Annotated in this window: 19 protein-coding genes and 8 tRNA genes; 10 read left to right on the top strand and 17 right to left on the bottom strand. The window is 23.3% G+C overall.

What is annotated here, in order from left to right:
- Positions 1-5 precede the first annotated feature (5 nt).
- Together AACL24_RS11460 and AACL24_RS11455 are read right to left on the bottom strand one after the other, a co-directional pair.
- Positions 6-1,688, bottom strand: a complete 1,683-nt coding sequence (locus AACL24_RS11460; RefSeq protein ID WP_339046826.1) for a phospho-sugar mutase — start codon at positions 1,686-1,688, stop codon at positions 6-8.
- Between the two features lie 168 nt (positions 1,689-1,856).
- Entirely contained in the window at positions 1,857-2,168 is a 312-nt protein-coding gene (locus AACL24_RS11455) for a hypothetical protein (protein WP_339046825.1), read from the bottom strand.
- Between the two features lie 131 nt (positions 2,169-2,299).
- Here AACL24_RS11455 and AACL24_RS11450 point away from each other — a divergent pair.
- The 3 genes from AACL24_RS11450 to AACL24_RS11440 all read left to right on the top strand — a co-directional run bounded on the left by AACL24_RS11450 (position 2,300) and on the right by AACL24_RS11440 (position 4,732).
- A protein-coding gene (locus AACL24_RS11450; protein WP_339046824.1) for an IS3 family transposase occupies positions 2,300-3,420 on the top strand; the annotation gives its coding sequence in 2 pieces (ribosomal slippage) (positions 2,300-2,543 and positions 2,543-3,420; 1,122 coding nt in all).
- A gap of 887 nt (positions 3,421-4,307) precedes the next feature.
- Entirely contained in the window at positions 4,308-4,535 is a 228-nt protein-coding gene (locus tag AACL24_RS11445) for a hypothetical protein (RefSeq protein WP_339046823.1), read from the top strand.
- Between the two features lie 74 nt (positions 4,536-4,609).
- Entirely contained in the window at positions 4,610-4,732 is a 123-nt protein-coding gene (locus AACL24_RS11440; protein ID WP_339046822.1) for a hypothetical protein, read from the top strand.
- A gap of 53 nt (positions 4,733-4,785) precedes the next feature.
- On the opposite strand, the gene AACL24_RS11435 is transcribed toward AACL24_RS11440, so the two are convergent.
- Positions 4,786-4,859: transfer RNA gene (locus AACL24_RS11435), tRNA-Gly, on the bottom strand.
- 161 nt (positions 4,860-5,020) lie between these two features.
- On the opposite strand from AACL24_RS11435, the gene AACL24_RS11430 reads away from it, so the two are divergent.
- Positions 5,021-5,413, top strand: coding sequence for a hypothetical protein (locus AACL24_RS11430; RefSeq protein WP_339046821.1), 393 nt, complete (start codon positions 5,021-5,023; stop codon positions 5,411-5,413).
- A 95-nt stretch (positions 5,414-5,508) separates the two neighbouring features.
- On the opposite strand, the gene AACL24_RS11425 is transcribed toward AACL24_RS11430, so the two are convergent.
- The 3 genes from AACL24_RS11425 to AACL24_RS11415 all read right to left on the bottom strand — a co-directional run bounded on the left by AACL24_RS11425 (position 5,509) and on the right by AACL24_RS11415 (position 8,371).
- A complete protein-coding gene (locus AACL24_RS11425) occupies positions 5,509-5,637 on the bottom strand; it encodes a hypothetical protein (protein ID WP_255495923.1) in 129 nt (42 codons plus the stop codon).
- A gap of 5 nt (positions 5,638-5,642) precedes the next feature.
- The gene (locus tag AACL24_RS11420) at positions 5,643-7,187 is read right to left on the bottom strand and encodes a sodium-dependent transporter (protein WP_339046820.1); all 1,545 of its coding nucleotides are present in this window, start codon (positions 7,185-7,187) and stop codon (positions 5,643-5,645) included.
- A gap of 354 nt (positions 7,188-7,541) precedes the next feature.
- A protein-coding gene (locus AACL24_RS11415; RefSeq protein ID WP_339046819.1) for an IS5 family transposase occupies positions 7,542-8,371 on the bottom strand; the annotation gives its coding sequence in 2 pieces (ribosomal slippage) (positions 7,542-7,975 and positions 7,975-8,371; 831 coding nt in all).
- Positions 8,372-8,760: 389 nt separating this feature from the next.
- Between AACL24_RS11415 and AACL24_RS11410 the strand changes: the two genes are divergently transcribed.
- The gene (locus tag AACL24_RS11410) at positions 8,761-9,786 is read left to right on the top strand and encodes a hypothetical protein (protein WP_339046818.1); all 1,026 of its coding nucleotides are present in this window, start codon (positions 8,761-8,763) and stop codon (positions 9,784-9,786) included.
- A gap of 73 nt (positions 9,787-9,859) precedes the next feature.
- Here the strand turns inward: AACL24_RS11410 and AACL24_RS11405 are convergent.
- The 7 genes from AACL24_RS11405 to AACL24_RS11375 form a co-directional block, all read right to left on the bottom strand.
- A tRNA-Leu gene (locus tag AACL24_RS11405) sits at positions 9,860-9,941 on the bottom strand.
- 65 nt (positions 9,942-10,006) lie between these two features.
- Positions 10,007-10,094, bottom strand: a tRNA-Leu gene (locus AACL24_RS11400).
- Positions 10,095-10,100: 6 nt separating this feature from the next.
- Positions 10,101-10,175: transfer RNA gene (locus tag AACL24_RS11395), tRNA-Lys, on the bottom strand.
- A 16-nt stretch (positions 10,176-10,191) separates the two neighbouring features.
- A tRNA-Gln gene (locus AACL24_RS11390) sits at positions 10,192-10,266 on the bottom strand.
- Between the two features lie 10 nt (positions 10,267-10,276).
- A tRNA-Tyr gene (locus AACL24_RS11385) sits at positions 10,277-10,361 on the bottom strand.
- Between the two features lie 11 nt (positions 10,362-10,372).
- Positions 10,373-10,449, bottom strand: a tRNA-Thr gene (locus AACL24_RS11380).
- 7 nt (positions 10,450-10,456) lie between these two features.
- Positions 10,457-10,532: transfer RNA gene (locus tag AACL24_RS11375), tRNA-Val, on the bottom strand.
- 296 nt (positions 10,533-10,828) lie between these two features.
- Here AACL24_RS11375 and AACL24_RS11370 point away from each other — a divergent pair.
- From AACL24_RS11370 to AACL24_RS11360, 3 genes are all read left to right on the top strand, one after another.
- Positions 10,829-11,146 carry a hypothetical protein gene (locus AACL24_RS11370; RefSeq protein WP_252318954.1) on the top strand — a complete coding sequence of 106 codons (318 nt, stop codon included), beginning with the start codon at positions 10,829-10,831 and terminating at the stop codon, positions 11,144-11,146.
- 9 nt (positions 11,147-11,155) lie between these two features.
- The gene (locus AACL24_RS11365; RefSeq protein ID WP_252318952.1) at positions 11,156-11,782 is read left to right on the top strand and encodes an isochorismatase family cysteine hydrolase; all 627 of its coding nucleotides are present in this window, start codon (positions 11,156-11,158) and stop codon (positions 11,780-11,782) included.
- Between the two features lie 194 nt (positions 11,783-11,976).
- A complete protein-coding gene (locus AACL24_RS11360; RefSeq protein ID WP_339046817.1) occupies positions 11,977-12,411 on the top strand; it encodes a hypothetical protein in 435 nt (144 codons plus the stop codon).
- 160 nt (positions 12,412-12,571) lie between these two features.
- Here AACL24_RS11360 and AACL24_RS11355 read toward each other — a convergent pair whose 3' ends face one another.
- The 4 genes from AACL24_RS11355 to AACL24_RS11340 form a co-directional block, all read right to left on the bottom strand.
- Positions 12,572-13,882 (bottom strand): glucose-6-phosphate isomerase, encoded by a 1,311-nt coding sequence (locus AACL24_RS11355; protein WP_339046816.1) that lies wholly within the window; start codon positions 13,880-13,882, stop codon positions 12,572-12,574.
- Positions 13,883-14,052: 170 nt separating this feature from the next.
- Positions 14,053-14,430 (bottom strand): S1 RNA-binding domain-containing protein, encoded by a 378-nt coding sequence (locus AACL24_RS11350; RefSeq protein ID WP_252318945.1) that lies wholly within the window; start codon positions 14,428-14,430, stop codon positions 14,053-14,055.
- A gap of 489 nt (positions 14,431-14,919) precedes the next feature.
- Positions 14,920-15,327, bottom strand: a complete 408-nt coding sequence (locus AACL24_RS11345) for a transposase family protein (protein WP_339045908.1) — start codon at positions 15,325-15,327, stop codon at positions 14,920-14,922.
- A 23-nt stretch (positions 15,328-15,350) separates the two neighbouring features.
- Positions 15,351-15,773 carry a transposase family protein gene (locus tag AACL24_RS11340; protein ID WP_339045912.1) on the bottom strand — a complete coding sequence of 141 codons (423 nt, stop codon included), beginning with the start codon at positions 15,771-15,773 and terminating at the stop codon, positions 15,351-15,353.
- 313 nt (positions 15,774-16,086) lie between these two features.
- On the opposite strand from AACL24_RS11340, the gene AACL24_RS11335 reads away from it, so the two are divergent.
- Together AACL24_RS11335 and AACL24_RS11330 are read left to right on the top strand one after the other, a co-directional pair.
- A complete protein-coding gene (locus tag AACL24_RS11335) occupies positions 16,087-17,145 on the top strand; it encodes an IS3 family transposase (RefSeq protein ID WP_339046815.1) in 1,059 nt (352 codons plus the stop codon).
- 73 nt (positions 17,146-17,218) lie between these two features.
- Positions 17,219-18,048 (top strand): IS5 family transposase gene (locus tag AACL24_RS11330; RefSeq protein WP_339046814.1). Its coding sequence is split into 2 segments (ribosomal slippage): positions 17,219-17,615 and positions 17,615-18,048, totalling 831 coding nucleotides; the frame shifts between segments, so codons are not numbered across the junction.
- Positions 18,049-18,247: the final 199 nt, after the last annotated feature.

Here is an 18,247-nt window from a genome sequence, read left to right as displayed (position 1 = left end):
CCTTTCTATCATTTTATATCTTTGATATTTAGATATTTGATAGCTAATTCTTCATACATTTTTCTCATTTTTAATTGTGCATCATTAATGGTTTTATCAACACAAACAAAATAGAATTTAATTTTTGGCTCAGTTCCACTAGGTCTAACAGCAAATCATGAACCATCACTGAAGTAAAATTTTAGTAAATTTTGCGATGGCATTCCATGTAAACCAGTTTGATAATCTTCAACTTTAATTGTTTTAATATTATTAAGTGTTGGTATTTTACTAGTTCTTAATGTTTCTAACATATTATTAATAGTATTTTGTCCTGTTTTGCCTTTTAAAATAAGATTAACAGTATAACAGTAATAATATCCAAATTTTTGATAAATATTTTCTAAAACATCAACTAATGTTTTTTGTGACTTTTGATAATATCAAGCCGCTTCTGCTGCTACTATTGCTGATTGAATACCATCTTTGTCACGAGTAATATCTTTAATAACATAACCATATGCTTCTTCAAAACCAAAAACAAAGTTAATGTTACGTGCTTTTTCTTTTAGCATTTCTGCACCAATTCATTTAAAACCAGTTAACGTTTTAATAACTTGACATCCATATGATTTAGCAATCATATCAGATAAATTTGAAGTAACAAATGTATTGTACATAACAGGATTTTTTGGCATTGTTTTATTAAGTTGATAATGGCTTAATAAATATTCTAATAAAATTGGTGCTGTTTCATTACCTGTTAATAATACATAATCATTATTATGTTTTACAGCAATACCAATGCGATCAGCATCAGGATCATTTAAAATAATTAATGGTGCATCATGTTTTTTAGCATGTTTAATTGCTAAATCAAATGTTGGTTTTACTTCGGGATTGGGCGACACTACACCTTTAAAATCAGGATCATAGTTAGCTTGCTCTGTTACTAAAATAATTTCATAACCGCATTTTTCTAAAATTGGTTTAACTCATTCACGACTAGTACCGTGTAGATTAGAAAATACAATTTTAAAGTTACGATTTTTAACTTGTGGATAAAACTGTAAATTTTTAATATCGTAACGATAATTATCTTCTACTGTTGAAGGCACTTCTTTAATTAGGTTAGTATCATAATCGAATGTTAATTGAAAATCATCAGGCAATTGTTCCATTTTATTGCTAATTATATTGGTAACATTAGGAAGAAATTGACAGCCATATTGATCATAAATTTTATAACCATTATATTCAGGAGGATTATGACTGGCTGTAATAACAATTCCAGCAAGAGCATTAACTTTTCTAATACTATATGAAAGTACTGGTGTTGGTCTTAAATCATTATTTTTAAATAAAAAAACAGGAATTTTATGTTTAGCTAAAGTTTTTGCTGTTAACATTGTAAATTCTGCTGAAAAGTGACGATTATCATGAGCAATAATAACACCACGAAGTAAGTCTTTTTCAGAAAAGGCAGATTTTAAATATTGAATAAATGCGACAGTTGCCTTCATAATAATAATTTCATTAATTCTGCCGGTACCAACTCCAGTAATACCACGCATGCCAGCTGTACCAAATTCTAAAGTTGTAGTAAAAGCATCTTCAATTTCATTTTTAGACATTGTAGTTAATTGTTTTTTTAAGTGTTGCGGTAAGTTTTGCTTTTTTCAAATCTCATATGTTTTTAGTACATTCATTATTATTTCTCCTTTATAATAAAAAATTAAGTTTATAGGTAAATCATACTATAAAATAAGAAGAAAATAAATTTTAGTAGTTAATCTAAACATAAACTTTGAATTAAATAATAAAAAATAAAATTATTAAAAATTTCAATTTCAATCTTTAATAATTTTATTTTATTTTTATATTGATTGTGAATTGGTTTTATTTATAATTGTTGTTGGTTGTTTGTCATTTTTAATAGAATTTATTGCTTTAATGTTTATTTTTTTATTTGGTTCTGAACTTTTAATTAGTTTATATAATGGTACTTGTTTGTTATCTTTATTAAGATACTGATCACTAGTAATAGTACCAACAAGTTTTTCATTATTATTTAGTAATATTTCAGCAAGAGATGTTGTTATTGGTAATTGTGGTTTAATTTTTCTTGAATTTGTTGTTGTTTTTTCTTTTTCTGTTATAAGATTTTCTGATTTTTTACTATATAGCACTTCTAAATATCTCCTTTTTCAAATTAAAAACCTATTTACTTTAAAATAAAAGTAATGGATGGGTTACAATTTATTGGACACTAATTACGTAGACAAGTAAACAAATTTGTTAAAAGAAAGGAACTATAATTATGGCCAATATTAACTCATATACCGATGAATTTAAAAAACAAATAGTAGCTTTATATCAAAGTCGCAAATCAGTATCTTGCCTTGCTAAAGAATATAATGTTACAAGAGCAGCTACTTACAATTGAATTAAGCAATTTAGTAATTCAGGAAGTTTTAAAACTAAAGATAATCGTTCTTTTGAAGAAAATGAATTAATTAAATTAAGAAAAGAATTAAAGCAATTACGAATGGAAAATGATATTTTAAAGCAAGCAGCACTAATAATAGGCAGAAAATAGAAATTATTGTCAAAAATAAAGCTAAATATAAAATTCGCACAATGTGTCGTTTTTTAAAAATATCTAAATCAACATATTATTTTAATTTAAAGAAAAAAGAAAATAAAATCAAAAATAATATTTATGATGAAGCTGTTATTAGTGCTTTTAAAGAAAATAAAGAAGTTTATGGTACTAGAAGATTAAAAAAAATTCTAGAAAACCAAGAAATTTATTTATCGCGCAGAAAAATTAAAAAAATTATGAATGAACATAATTTAATATCAAAATATACTAAATTATCATTCAAAAATCATAATAACAAAGTTAACGATAGTCAAATAACTAATCTTGTTAATAGAAAATTTAAGAATAGGATTAAAAATGAAGTTATTGTTAGTGATTTAACTTATGTACAAGTTAATGGTAGGTGAAACTATATTTCCCTATTAATAGACCTATTTAACCGCGAAATTATCGGACATAGTGTTGGAGTTAAAAAAGATGCATCATTAGTACATCAAGCATTTATGCAATCAAATCGCTGTTTAAAAGATATTCAAATATTTCATAGTGATCGCGGTAATGAATTTAACAATAAAATTATTGATAAACTTTTACTAGCATTCAACATTAACCGTTCTTTAAGTAAAAAAGGTTGTCCTTATGATAATGCTGTTGCTGAAGCAACTTTTAAAACTTTTAAAACCGAATTTATTAATGATAAAAATTTTACATCATTAATCCAATTAAAATTAGAATTATTTGATTACATCAATTGATATAACAATATAAGAATTCACAGCACTTTAAACTACTTAACTCCAGTTAAATATCAACAACAAATGTTTACCAAAAAATAGTCCTAAAAAGTGTTGCCATTCCAGTAAATAGGTAAAAACTTATATTAATTTTAGGAAAATTATATCATAGTATCTATATTAAATATAGATATTTTTCATTTATTTTTGTATTAGATAACTATTGTTTAATTAGAAATAGTTACCTCCTTAGAAGTTTTATAATTGAATTGTTTATAAAAAATACATGTATATGAAATTAAATATTAATACTTATATAAGTGTTAATTATAATTTTCATCAAAAGTATTATTTTTTATGTTATTATATATTCATAATTTAATAACTGTTCAGTCTTAATATAGATATATCTCTATGTTAGGATTTTTATTAAATTAAAGTTTTAAAGAAAAGTAAAAAAGATTAAAAGAAATTCCTAAAGATAAAACTAAAACAAATTAATTAAAGTAGCAGTAAGCAATAGAACAGTTCTTGCTTATGCTTGAGACCCCAGGTTAGTCAATAAGAAACATTGTGAGGTTGAGTTACAAATTATGAAACAAATGATTATTTTTGTTTCTATTGTTACACCTGACTATGTAGAGATGAAAAGATTAGTTAAAAAAATGACAAAAACAAGTGAGTGATTTAATAAATAAAACTGAAGTTCCAATCAGTGAATATAAAAAATTTTGTTTTAAAAACAATTTCAGGACAATTATAAATAAAGATTACATTTGTAATCTTTATTTATCTCTTTATATTAATTTTAAGTTATTAATTTTTTTTATTGATTTTACTTGGAATTTCTTGTAAATGAGTTACAATTGTATTAAAGTTTTAAAGGAACTTTGGAACAAAATATTTTGGTTTTTTTATAGACCTCGTTTAAATTTTTGTATTTAAATTAGGTTTTTTGTTTTATTATATCGTTTAAAGGAGTGAGAAATATGAAATCACAATTTTATAGAGATGGAATAATTTATTATGCAATGAATTTAGAAAAGTGAGCAAATCTTGAAAATAAAACTTACTTTATAAAATATCATGATGTGATTTTAAAATTAACTGATATCATTAATTGTTATGATTTAAAAAATATTTCTGAAGTAAAAGTTTATAAGTTCTTAGCAGATGCTTTTAATAGTCGAATTTTAAAAGAAGTAGGGGATAACTAATGAAAATTAATTTAGAAGAATGCACAAATAATAAAATAAAATATTTAGAATCATTACCAGAAAGAACTAATGGAATGTCTTTAGTTATGTATCCAGTAAATTCATGAGCAGAAATAGTTAATAAATGTGCTTGCAATAATTCTAGTGATGAAGAAACAGCAGCAGTACTACAAACTAAAAAAGGTCCTAAAATATAAACCATTATAAAATAAAAAAAGGCTTATTAATTAGGGCTTTTATTTTTTTATAATGGAGCGGGTGATGGGAATCGAACCCACGTCTTCAGCTTGGAAGGCTGTAATAATACCATTATACGACACCCGCAGTTATGTTAACCACCATGTATTTATATCATATTACTAAAATTAAAGTCAACTACTTTTGATAAACAAGTTAAAAAAAATTATTTTTTAATCTTTTTTTCAATATGTTTATTTTTTTTCTTTTTAAATAAAAGAAGTTTTTCTTTAAAGAAATAAGAAACAATGACAAAAATAATTGAAGCTATAGCAAAAAAATGAGCAATTAATCATATAATTCAGAATTTATTAATATTTAAACTAAAAAGAAAAGTTGTGGACAATATTGTGATAATTAGTGACAATGTTAAAAATACTAATAAAATTTGTTTTTTATTAGTAACTCATATTGGCATAATAAAAATAAATAGAATTATACTAGTAATTGGTCAAATCATAATTTGAATTGAAGTATTCATAATTTTGGCAACAAATGAGTTTTGAGATTTAGGAAAAAAATTATTAGTCATAAACATTAATCAAACTAAAAATAAAAATAAAGAAGCAATTGTTAAAGTTATTTTGCTAATTAATAAAATTTGTTTTAATTTATTTTTTTCCATTTCACTCACCATTTAATAATAAGTTTTGTAATCTGGCATCAAAATGCCAGATTACAAAAAAACCTAATTATAATACTTTATCATAAGTATACTAAAATATTTTAAAAAATATTATTCTTTGTTTTTTTCTTTTCTTTTTTGTTTTTTATGACTCTTAAAATCCATTATGACAAAGAAAATAAAAAGACCAATAATACTTACTAAAGAAATTACCATTAAAATAATTGCTCCAACATCCATGTTTTTTAACCTCTTTCAGTTTTTGTTTTTATTTTAAATAATTTATTAAAACCATTATGAATATTTTTATGATAAGTTAAGATAAAAGTTAAAAGTAAAACTAACCCAACACCAAGTGTTAGACCAACTGTACCATAAACAAAATTAGCATTGATAATATTAATAATAAAATCATAGATACCAGTAGCAATATTAATTAAAATTAAAATTGGTGCGATAATTAAAATTACTATTTTATATCCTTTTGTTCATTTCATTCATGAATTTTCATTATTATATAATTTTAATGTATCATATAGTTTTCAGCCATATGGACTAATACCAATTAATAAAATAAACCCAATTATTAGTAGTCAAATTTGTGCTACTCAGATTGCTAGCCCATTAAACAGCGCTGGTGAATTACTAAAGGTGAATAATACTGATACTGCCATTGCTCCTAATAATGATATTGCTAATGCTTGTTTGCGCTTTAAATGAATTTCATATTCTAGACCATTTACCATTGATTCAACTTGACCAATTAGTGAGGACATACCCGCAAAGAAAAGTGTAACAAAAAATAATATTGCTAAAATATTTCCTAAAATAGGAACTTGATTATTAATAATAGCAAATAATTGTGGTATTACTTGGAAAATCAAAGCAGGTCCTGCTTGAAATACATCTTTAATATCAGTTTTACCTTGATTTTGAGCAATTGCACCTATTGAATTAAAAACAATAATTGTTGTTAATATACCAATAACGCTAGTACCAAAGGCTACTACAAAAGCTTGATTAGTACTATCTTGTTTTTCGGGAGCATGAGCTGCATAAATATAAATGGTTCCTGTACATGTTGATAACATAAAGAATGATTGACCAAAAGCATCTTTTCATAATCCAGGATTTAATAATTCTTTAGCATCTAAATCAAACATTAGATTTAATCCAAGTTTAGCACCTGATAATGTACTAGTATAAATTGCTAAAATAATAATCATTAAAAATAAAAATGGAATCATAATTTTATTGGCTTTTTCAATTCCTTTTTCAACACCACCTAGTAGAATGATACCCAAAATAATTCAGACACCAATTGTTGCAAGTAAAATCATTCAATTTAAGTTACCTAGGCTATTTAAATTGCTAATATCTTGATCATTTGTTTGTTGTAAAATATTATGATAAAAATAAGAACCTTTATTTAAATTAGAAGTAAAACTAATAATAATATTAATTAAAGTTCATCCTACTAAAACACTATAATAAGTACTTAGTAAAATAACGGTTGTTGAATGCAATCAAGAGAAAAAAGCACCCTTTTTACCTCCAACCTCACTAAAAAATTCAATATGATTTTTTCGATATTTATTACCAATTGTCATTTCAATAAATAAAACTGGTATTGCACAAATTACCATACATATTAAAAAAGGGATTAGAAAAGCACCATGATGGTTATACATTTGAGTTGGAAATCCTCAAATACCACCTAATCCTACTGCCGAACCCATTACTGAAAGTAAGAATCCTAATTTTGAGATATTTAAGCGTTGTTTTTTCATATTAATAAATGACCTCCTTTATAACAGTTAATTATACAAAAAAAATATTTTATTAAAACCAATTTCAGTAAATAAAATTTTGCGATGTTATTTATTAATAATGTGTATTGGAAAATATATAGAAAATCAAAATTTTATTTTATTTAATAAAATGATATTATTACAAATAAATAATAGACTTCTTGCAAAACTATGATATTAATCACATTTTTTAAGTTTAAAAATTTATTTTAATAACACTTTTAATATTTTTTAAAAATTATTGTTCAAAATATGTTTTATTTTTTGTCATTAAAATACAACAAAAATTATTATTTCAAATAAAAAAATAAAATATTAAATTATCAAATATATTTAAATTAATAATTGTAAATTATAAATTGAAGCTATTAAATTAAATCTTAATGCAAATTTTTTTCTTCTATTTCGATATTTTTCACTAATAATTTTAAATTTTTTAAGAATCGCAAAAACATGTTCAATAACAACTCTCATTTTTGAAATAGCCTTATTATTTTTCTTTTCTTCTTTAGTTAAAGGGTTTTTCTTTGATTTTCGTTTAGGTAATAAGACATTTTTATGTATGTTTTGTATACCTTGATATCCTAAATCTACTAAAATAGTTGTTTCTGATAAAAATTTCGTTTTTGAATTTTTTAAAATTTTAAAATCATGATTTTTACCATAAGAAAAATAAGAACTTATAATTTTTTTACTATCTTTTTCAATTATGACTTGAGTTTTTATTGTATGTTTTTTCTTTTTTCCTGAATAATATTGTTTTTGACTTTTTTTGGGCGTTGAATAGTACTTTCAGTCACATCAATGATAACTGTTTTATCTTTAAAATTATTATTTAACAGTGATTTTTGCCCATCAAGTTGTTGAAAATCAGGATGTTTTATTAAAGTATTTTCTATTCACTTGATATTCCTATAGCAACTACTTTCACTAATTCCATAACTTTTAGCAATATGAAAATAAGTTCGATACTCTCTTCAATATTCTAAAGTCATTAATAAACGATTTTCTAATGATAATTTATTAGGTGTACCACCATTTTTAAACTTTTTTACTTCTTCTGTCTTTAAAATTTTTAGAATTTTATTAAAAATAATATCATTTATACCAGTTAATCTTAATAATTCTGGATTGTTAATAGTTTTTAATTTATCAAACATCATAGATTACCTATCTTTTTTATTTTTAATTTTATTTTAAAAATTAAATTTTTAATAGATAGGTTTTGCAAGAAGTCTAATAAGAAAAAACAAGGTTTTTAAGTAAACTTTAAAAAAGTAATATTAAAAAATAAAACTCCTCCTTATATAAGGAAATAATAAAAATTTATTTTTAATATTATTAATTTAATTATTTAAGTTATTAAAATTATTTTTCATAATTTCAATATTAATGATTATATTACTTTCATTTATTTAATATAGGGTTATAATACAACAAGTAATAAATAAAGACTAGAGTTTAGCTCATATTTAAGCATTGTAATTCTTAATATGGGTGTTTTTATATTAATTTTATTACTTTAAATTATTTTTTAGAAAGGATGAAAAATATGGATTCATCACCAGCAAGAAGTTATTCTTCTACAGAACAATTATTATCAAATGATTTAATATCAACTAATGATAGAAATAGGGTAGTATCTACTATAAGAGATGTGTTACTTACTCTTGGTAATTGAATGGTAACTGGGGGTAACTATTTATTATATCAAGATGGAGTATTATCACTAGCACCAGCATTATGTTTTATGGGGGAAGGAGCAATTAATTCAAAAATTTCGTTAACTAATTTAATATTAAGATATTGAAATATTAATAATGTAAGGATTAATAATTTATTAACAGTAGAAAGTTTTGCAACAGCACCATTATTACCACTAGCAGTAGCTTTACTTAACTGACCAACACTCAATCCAGATACATTACCTGTTACATATGCTTTTATTACAGCAGCAGCTTCAAGTTTAAATCATATAGTGACAATTAGTAAAAAAATATCAGAATGTTGTGCACCTAATAATGAAGAAAATGCAATAAATCAACAACGTAATATATGACAAAAAATAGGTAATACAGCTGCAAGTTTATTAGCACCAATAACTATTGCTAGTGCAATTACTGGTGTTAGTCTTTTTGCATATCATGAATTAAGTAATCCAAATAATAATGATGATGATCAACCATTTTATAAAAAAAGATCAACGGCTTTTTGAGAAACAATAGCTGGTCTTGCAATAGTTGGTAATGGTTTATTAGTAAATACTGGAATGGAATTATATGAAAATTGATGTGCGGATGTTAATGATTTTGATGAGGAAGATAATTATGAAAATATTTCTAGCAGTACATCTTCACCATCATCATCAAGTTCTGAAGATAGTGATGATAATAATCCATTATTAAATAAACCTTTTAATCCAGAAAAAATTAATAATGGAGAGGAAACACAATCAGTCATGTCAACTTCTCATGTTGTTGAAATAGCTGATCCTAAACCACTTAATACAGCAGCATTAAATTCTGAAGAACGTTTGCCTGTTAAACAACAATTTTTAGAACGTCGATTATCAGTTTAATAATATTTAATATTATAAAAATAAAAAGGTATTCTTAAAACAATACCTTTTTATACTAGTAATTTAATATTAGTGGTGCCCAGAGCGGGACTCGAACCCGCATGATTTCTCGGTAGATTTTGAGTCTACTGCGTCTGCCATTTCGCCATCTGGGCAAAATATAGTTTACTTGCTTATAAAAAATGAGGAATACTTCCTCGTCATTAATAAATATATAAAATGGTGCCCAGAGCGAGACTCGAACTCGCACAACCTGTAAAAGTCATCGGATCTTAAGCCCGACGTGTCTGCCATTTCACCACCTGGGCATCAAATGGTGTCCCCGGCAAGGATCGAACTTGCGACACCTCGGTTAAAAGCCGAGTGCTCTACCGCTGAGCTACGAGGACAAATTAATAAAATATATGGCTGAGGTGGTTGGATTTGAACCAACGCATGACGGCGTCAAAGGCCGTTGCCTTACCGCTTGGCTACACCCCAATAAGTAATATGGTGGAGGGGGAGGGAGTCGAACCCCCGAACTCGAAGAGATCTGGTTTACAGCCAGGTGCAGTTGGCCACTTTGCTACCCCTCCATAAATAATAATGGTGCTGATGACAGGAATCGAACCTGCAACCTACGGTTTACAAAACCGTTGCTCTGCCGGATTGAGCCACATCAGCAGGTAAATGGTGGAGTATGACGGACTTGAACCGCCGACCTATTGCTTGTAAGGCAATTGCTCTCCCAGCTGAGCTAATACTCCTTATTTATTGTTTTATTAGAATTATTTATTCTTAAAAAACCTTAATCATTATAATAGATATTTTTCACATTTACAATTATTTTTTAAAGATAATGTAAAATTATTTTATTTTTAATTATTTTTTACAAGTCTTATTATTTTTGGATACAGTTGTTATTTAAAAGTAGTAAAAAAATAAAAATAGCAATTTATTAATTTTAAAAAATTCTTATTTTTCACATTAAAGTAAGAATTTTTTTATTTATTTTATAGCAGTAATATAACAATGATATAATTAAAAAAAATAGGTGATAATAATGATAACTAAAAATTGATGAAAAAAATTACCTCTTGATGAAAAAATAATTACTATTTTATTTTTTTCTGGTTTTATATTTTTGTTATTAGGGTTAATTATGTTATTAAGTATTAAAATAGAAAACATTTTTAATGGATTTAATTTTATTTATATAAATGGTGTAATTGATAGTTTAACCTATCAAAGTAGTCAGGGAATAACAATAGATATTTTCTTTTTAAAAGTAGGAATTATTTTTACTATTTTCTTAATGCCAATTTGTTCTGGCTGTAGTATAATTTGATTTATTATTAAACGATTAATTTTTAAAAAATAGAGGTGAATAATGAAAAATAATGATTCATTTATTGAAATTATAAATAAAACTTTGGATAAAACAGTTAATTTAAATTTTAAAACTTTAAAAGGTCATAATATTATATTTATTGTTGATATGGTTAATGGCTTTGCTAAAAAAGGAAATTTATTTTCACCCAATATTAATTCAATTATTAAACCAATTAAAAATTTATTAGCAAAAGTAAATACTAATGAAACTAAAGTTATTGCTTTTAATGATGCTCATAATGAACATAGTCCCGAATTTCATACTTTTCCTAGTCATTGTTTGGAAAATACTATTGAATCAGAGTTAGTAGAAGAATTAAAATTTGACAATATTAAGATTATTAAAAAAAATAGTACTAATGGTTTTTTTGCTTTTGATTTTAAGCCAAATTTACAATGGGATAACATTATTATTGTTGGTTGTTGTACTGATATTTGTATTTATCAATTTGCTATTAGTTGTAAAACTTGATTTAATCAGCACAATAAAGAAGTAAATGTTATTGTTCCAATGACAATGACAAATACTTATGATCAACCAGAGCATCCAGCTCATATTTTAAATCAATATGCATGATATTCAATGCTTAAAAATGGCATTACTATTGTTAAGGATGTTATTTAATTAAAGTAGAATTTTAAATAAAATAAATTTATATAAATAATAAATTTTTATACATATTATTTAATAATTTTTATATTTAGAATAGAAATTATGATAAAATGATAAAATAATTTAATAAATGTTTATACCTAATATAGAAATTATTCTATATTAGGTTTTATTAAATTAAAATATTAGAAAAGGAAGATTAAAAGATGGCTAGTAAAGTAATTCAATCAGAAAGCGAGTATCAAGAATTTGAAAATCAGCAATTAATAATAAATATTTTTGAAAAATTTGAATTTAATTTAAATTTTAGAAATATGAGTTATGAAGATTTATCAATATTAAATATAAAATTATTAAATAATGAATTTAATGATGTTTATCAAGAGATTATTAAGAATAATGAAATAAATGAAAAATTATCTTTCATTTTTATTGAATGTATTAATCAAGGTTTTTCTGAAAAAAAAGCACAATATTCTATTCAAGAGCAAATAACTAAGCATATAGTAGAAAGTTTTTTAATTAAAGAACAAGAACAAAAAATGGTAAATGAAATAAATCAATTTGATTTTATAAATGCACCATCAACTAGCACTGGTATATATCATTTACCATCATTTAAAATACAACTTAACTTATAATTACATTTATTTAGATTATTATTTACAAAAAAATGTCATAATATAATATTGTAAATTAATAAGTGAAGAACAACTAAGTAAGTTATATAAAAACCATTCTTTTCAGAATGGTTTTTATATAACTATATTTTAATGTTTTATTAAATTTATTATTAGGAAATTATTTTTTACCTAATAATGTAAACATTTTCTTTTTGTATACTTCAACACCAGGTTGGTTAAATGGGTCAACACCTAATAATTTTGCACTAACAGCACAAGCCTTCATAAAGAAATAACTAGCATAACCAAACATTTTGCCATCCATTGTATCCCATTCTAATAAAATATTTGGTGTTTTTCCTACTATTTCATCACTATGAGCTTCAATAGTTCCTTGTAAGGCAATATTATTAATTTCATGTAAAGAATGTTTTGTTAAATAGTTTAATTGATCATTGTTTTCTTTATCAAGTGGAATTTTGATATCTTTATTAGGTTTTTTGATTTTTATTACTGTTTCAAAAAACATTTTTGAACCTTCTTGAATAAATTCGCCCATTGAATGTAAATCAGTTGAAAAAACAACACTAGCTGGTAATAATCCTTTGCCATCCTTACCTTCTGACTCACCAAATAATTGTTTTCATCATTCACATAACATTTGCATTTGTAATTCATAGCTTACTAAAATTTCAACTGCTTTATTATTAGTTTTATGTAAATGATAGCGAGAAACTGCATATAAATAGGCATCATTAACATCAATTTTATCACTTTTACATTCTTTTGCTGCTAATTGCGCACCAGCAATAATTTCTTCACAGTTAATTCCTGCTACCATCATCGGAAAAATACCAACAGGAGTTAAAACAGAGTATCTACCACCGATATTATCGGGAATAACAAAGCTTTCATATCCTTCTTCTTTTGCCAAATCATGGAGTACTCCTCTTGTTTTATCAGTAGTAGCGATAATTCTGTTATTAACAATATTCTTATTTTTCTTTTGTTTAATTAATAGTTCTTTTAACAAACGAAAGGCAATTGCTGGTTCAGTAGTAGTTCCTGATTTAGAAATAACATTAATGGCAAATTCTTTATCTTTTAAATATGATAAAACTTGGTGAACATAAGTTGAACTCATGGTATTACCCATATAAATTACTTTAACAGGAGCCATATTATTAAATAAACCTTGCACCATATCAATTCCTGCTCTAGCACCTAAGTATGATCCACCAATACCAATTACTACTAAAACTTGTATTTCTTTTTGTAGTTTCAATGCTAGAGTTTTCATTCGTTTTCAAGACTCTTGAAAAGTAATGTCTTTTTGGTATGCAAATGGAAAATCAATTCATCCTAATCAACCATCTTCATTTTTAGCATTACTTTCCAGTTCAGCGTTAATCACCGTTACTTTTTCTTGATATAAAGTTGATAATTCTTTCATATCTAAATTAGTAAACTTTAAATTAGTTTTTATCACTATTCTATAACCTCCTTATAGTATTTAAAATTAAAATATTAATTCGTAATAATACTATTTAATATTTATAATAAAAATATAGTTGTAAAAATTTTAGATTGCAAGAAAAAAATAAAAAATATTGCTATTTAATGGCAATATTTTTTATTATTTGGAAGAAAAATAGTATTTTAATTATTTTCTTCTTTTTTAAATCAATTATCAACAGTTTCTCTTATTGGTGCAAATCCTTTACCATTTTCTTCAATTGAAGAATTATTCTTTGCAACTAATCCTTGTTCTTTTGTACTTAAACTTAATTGTTGTTTAGTATGATCAATACCTGTTATTTCTGCTTTAACTGATGTACCAATTGTAAAATAATCACTAACATTTTTAACAAATTTAGGGGTAATACGACTAATGTGAATTAAACCAGAAAATCCATTTGGACACTTACAAAAAACTCCAAATTCCTTTATTCCAGTTGGAGTTACGGTAATAATGTCACCAACTTGAAATTGTTGAACATTTGATTCATTTTCTTCATTTTTAATAATTGTACTCATAATAAGTTAATTCCTCTTTCTTTTGTATAATTTAATAATACATAAAAACATTATAACATTATATTTAATCTTGAAGTTAAAATTAATATTATTAATTTTATGAATTTTTAAACATTAGAATGAGAAATTATTAATTGATTTTAAATTTAAAGATTATTAAAATATTAAATTTGTTAGCAATTTCTTTATTTTTAAAGAAATGAATGTTACTTGTAACAATATTACTAATTTTTTTTAATATTTTTCTTTATTTTATACTTAAAATGGTAAGTTAATATAGATATTTTCGACATATTCCGTAATTAAATTTAATTAATTGTCAATAAAATTGTTTTAAAACTATTTAGTGTTATTGAATATAGAAATAAATATTTTTTGAAAAAATAGTTTAAAAAATGAGTTTACATTTTAAACAAAAAATTGTTAATAATATTTTTATATTAACTCGATAAAAATTTAAATTTTAAAAAAATATTTTTAATATTTTTTTTATTTTAATGGTTTTATTTTATTAAAAATTTCACAAAGTAAGTTAAATCTTAAGTACATAAGTCTAAATTTAGATTTTCTACATTTATTTACTAAAATTTTGAATCTTTTCAATCAAGCAAAGACATGTTCAACTTTAATTCTAATTTTAGATACAATCTTATTGTATTTTCTTTCTTGTTTAGTTAATTTTTTATTTTTAGTTCTTTTAATTGGTATTATTGTATTTTTATAAATATTTTGTATACCTTGATATCCTAAATCACCAATAATTATTGTTTTTTCTGAAAATTCAAGATTTGAATTTTTTAATATTTGAAAATCATGCACTTTACCATTATCAGCAAAAATATCAACAATTTTTTTATTAAAAAAATCATATACAATTTGAAATTTTATAGAATACATTCAACTTTTACCAGAAAAATATTCTAACTGTAGTTTTTTTTAGTTGGTCTTTCAATTTCAATCTCAGTTGAATCAATTAAATAAAATTGAAATTCATTTGAATTTTCTTGTTTTTTATCAATTTTTAATTTATATCTTTCTTTTAAAAATTGGTAATCTTTGTGGTTACTAAGTTTATTTTCTACTCAAGTAATATTTCGAAAACAACTTGATGGGCTCATTTTAGATTTAATACTCATTTGAAAAAAAGTATAATATTCTTTTCAGTATAATAAAGTCATCATTAATCTTTCTTCTACTGAAAGTTTATTTTTTCGACCTTTATTTTTTTCTAATTTTTCTATTTCAATTAATTTTTCTAACATTTCATTAAAATGAAAACGTTTTATACCAAAATATCTATAAAATTCTTCATTTTTTAATTTTTTTAAATTTTCAAAAATCATTTTTATCAACACTTTTCTAAATTTATTGTTAATAACAAAATTATAAAATAAATTTTAAAATTATTAATTGACTTTTAAAAAATTTAATTACGGAATATGTCTTTTATTTTATAAATATTATTAAAAATATTAGGATTTATTATAATAATCCTGATTTTTCAAGTAATTCTTCTAGAAAAGTTCCCTTGATTTTTTTTAATGCACCTCTACGGAAAATTTTTAAGATGAGAGGAACTGAACATCTAGAATAAAGTAGACACAGAATTGTAACCTTTGTGTTAAAAATACTTTAAGGAAGGTGTTAATTTTTTTTATGGCTAAATGACTATCAAAAGAAGAAAAGTTAAAAATAATAAAAATAAGTAAAATTAAAACGATTGATAAAACTGCATTAGAATATGGTATTGGCCGATCATCAATAAAAGAATGAATTAAAGCATACAAATTATTAGGTGAAGAAGGTTTAGAATATGGCAATGGAATTCGTGCTAAAAAAACCAAAAGAACAGGTCGAACCAAATCTTTAAATTTTAATGAAATGACAAAACAAGAATTAATTGAATATATTGAGGTAATGAACGATATAAAAAAGTATTTAGAAAAATCGACAAAAAAGAAGAAATATTTTCTGATTTTCTCCTTGAAGAAAAAATATCAGATTAGTTATTTATGTTGATTTTTAAAGGTTTCAAAATCAGGATATTACAAATGAATTAAAAACGGAATAAATGAATTTAATAAATGAGATAAATTTTTAGCTAATATAATTAAAAATATTTTTTATGAATTTAAAGAAATTTATGGTTATAAAATGATAACTTTATTAATTAACAAAATTTATAATTTAAAATTAAAATTTCATGTTGTATATAGATATATGAGAAATATGGGTTTAAAAGCTAAGGTTCGCATAAAGAAATTTGATTATAAAACTAAATCAGGAAGTTTAAGATATGATAATTTATTAAATCGTGATTTTTCAACTACTGATTTAAATCAAAAATTAGGTACTGATATAACTTATTTATTGACTAATGGTAAAACATATTATTTATCAATTGTTAAAGATTTTCATAATAATGAAATATTAGATTATAAAATAAGCGCAAGTTTAGATATGACATTTGTTGTCCAAAACATTATTCAAGCTTGAGTTAATGCTCAAAAACCTACTTCATGAATTTTACAATCAGACCAAGGATTTCATTATACAAATCCTTCTTATAAAACCTTATGTGACGAATTAAAAATAAAAATTTCGATGTCTAGAAGAGGTAATTCTTGTGATAATGGTGCTACTGAATCTTGATTTGGAACAATGAAAACAGAATTTCTATATCAAATTCTAAGAAAAAACAGAACTATTGAATAGACTTCTTGCAAAACCTATCTATTAAAAATTAAATTTTTAAAATAAAATTAAAAATAAAAAAGATAGGTAATCTATGATGTTTGATAAATTAAAAACTATTAACAATCCAGAATTATTAAGATTAACTGGTATAAATGATATTATTTTTAATAAAATTCTAGAAATTTTAAAGACAGAAGAAGTAAAAAAGTTTAAAAATGGTGGTACACCTAATAAATTATCATTAGAAAATCGTTTATTAATGACTTTAGAATATTGAAGAGAGTATCGAACTTATTTTCATATTGCTAAAAGTTATGGAATTAGTGAAAGTAGTTGCTATAGGAATATCAAGTGAATAGAAAATACTTTAATAAAACATCCTGATTTTCAACAACTTGATGGGCAAAAATTACTGTTAAATAATAATTTTAAAGATAAAACAGTTATCATTGATGTGACTGAAAGTACTATTCAACGCCCAAAAAAAGTCAAAAACAATATTATTCAGGAAAAAAGAAAAAACATACAATAAAAACTCAAGTCATAATTGAAAAAGATAGTAAAAAAATTATAAGTTCTTATTTTTCTTATGGTAAAAATCATGATTTTAAAATTTTAAAAAATTCAAAAACGAAATTTTTATCAGAAACAACTATTTTAGTAGATTTAGGATATCAAGGTATACAAAACATACATAAAAATGTCTTATTACCTAAACGAAAATCAAAGAAAAACCCTTTAACTAAAGAAGAAAAGAAAAATAATAAGGCTATTTCAAAAATGAGAGTTGTTATTGAACATGTTTTTGCGATTCTTAAAAAATTTAAAATTATTAGTGAAAAATATCGAAATAGAAGAAAAAAATTTGCATTAAGATTTAATTTAATAGCTTCAATTTATAATTTACAATTATTAATTTAAATATATTTGATAATTTAATATTTTATTTTTTTATTTGAAATAATAATTTTTGTTGTATTTTAATGACAAAAAATAAAACATATTTTGAACAATAATTTTTAAAAAATATTAAAAGTGTTATTAAAATAAATTTTTAAACTTAAAAAATGTGATTAATATCATAGTTTTGCAAGAAGTCTATTGATTAGTGTATTTAATT

This window comes from Spiroplasma endosymbiont of Colias croceus, assembly GCF_964020095.1.
In the GTDB taxonomy this organism is placed as follows: domain Bacteria; phylum Bacillota_I; class Bacilli_A; order Mycoplasmatales; family VBWQ01; genus Spiroplasma_E.
Note: the sequence above shows the minus strand (reverse complement) of the source record. Positions and strands in the feature narration are given on the sequence as shown.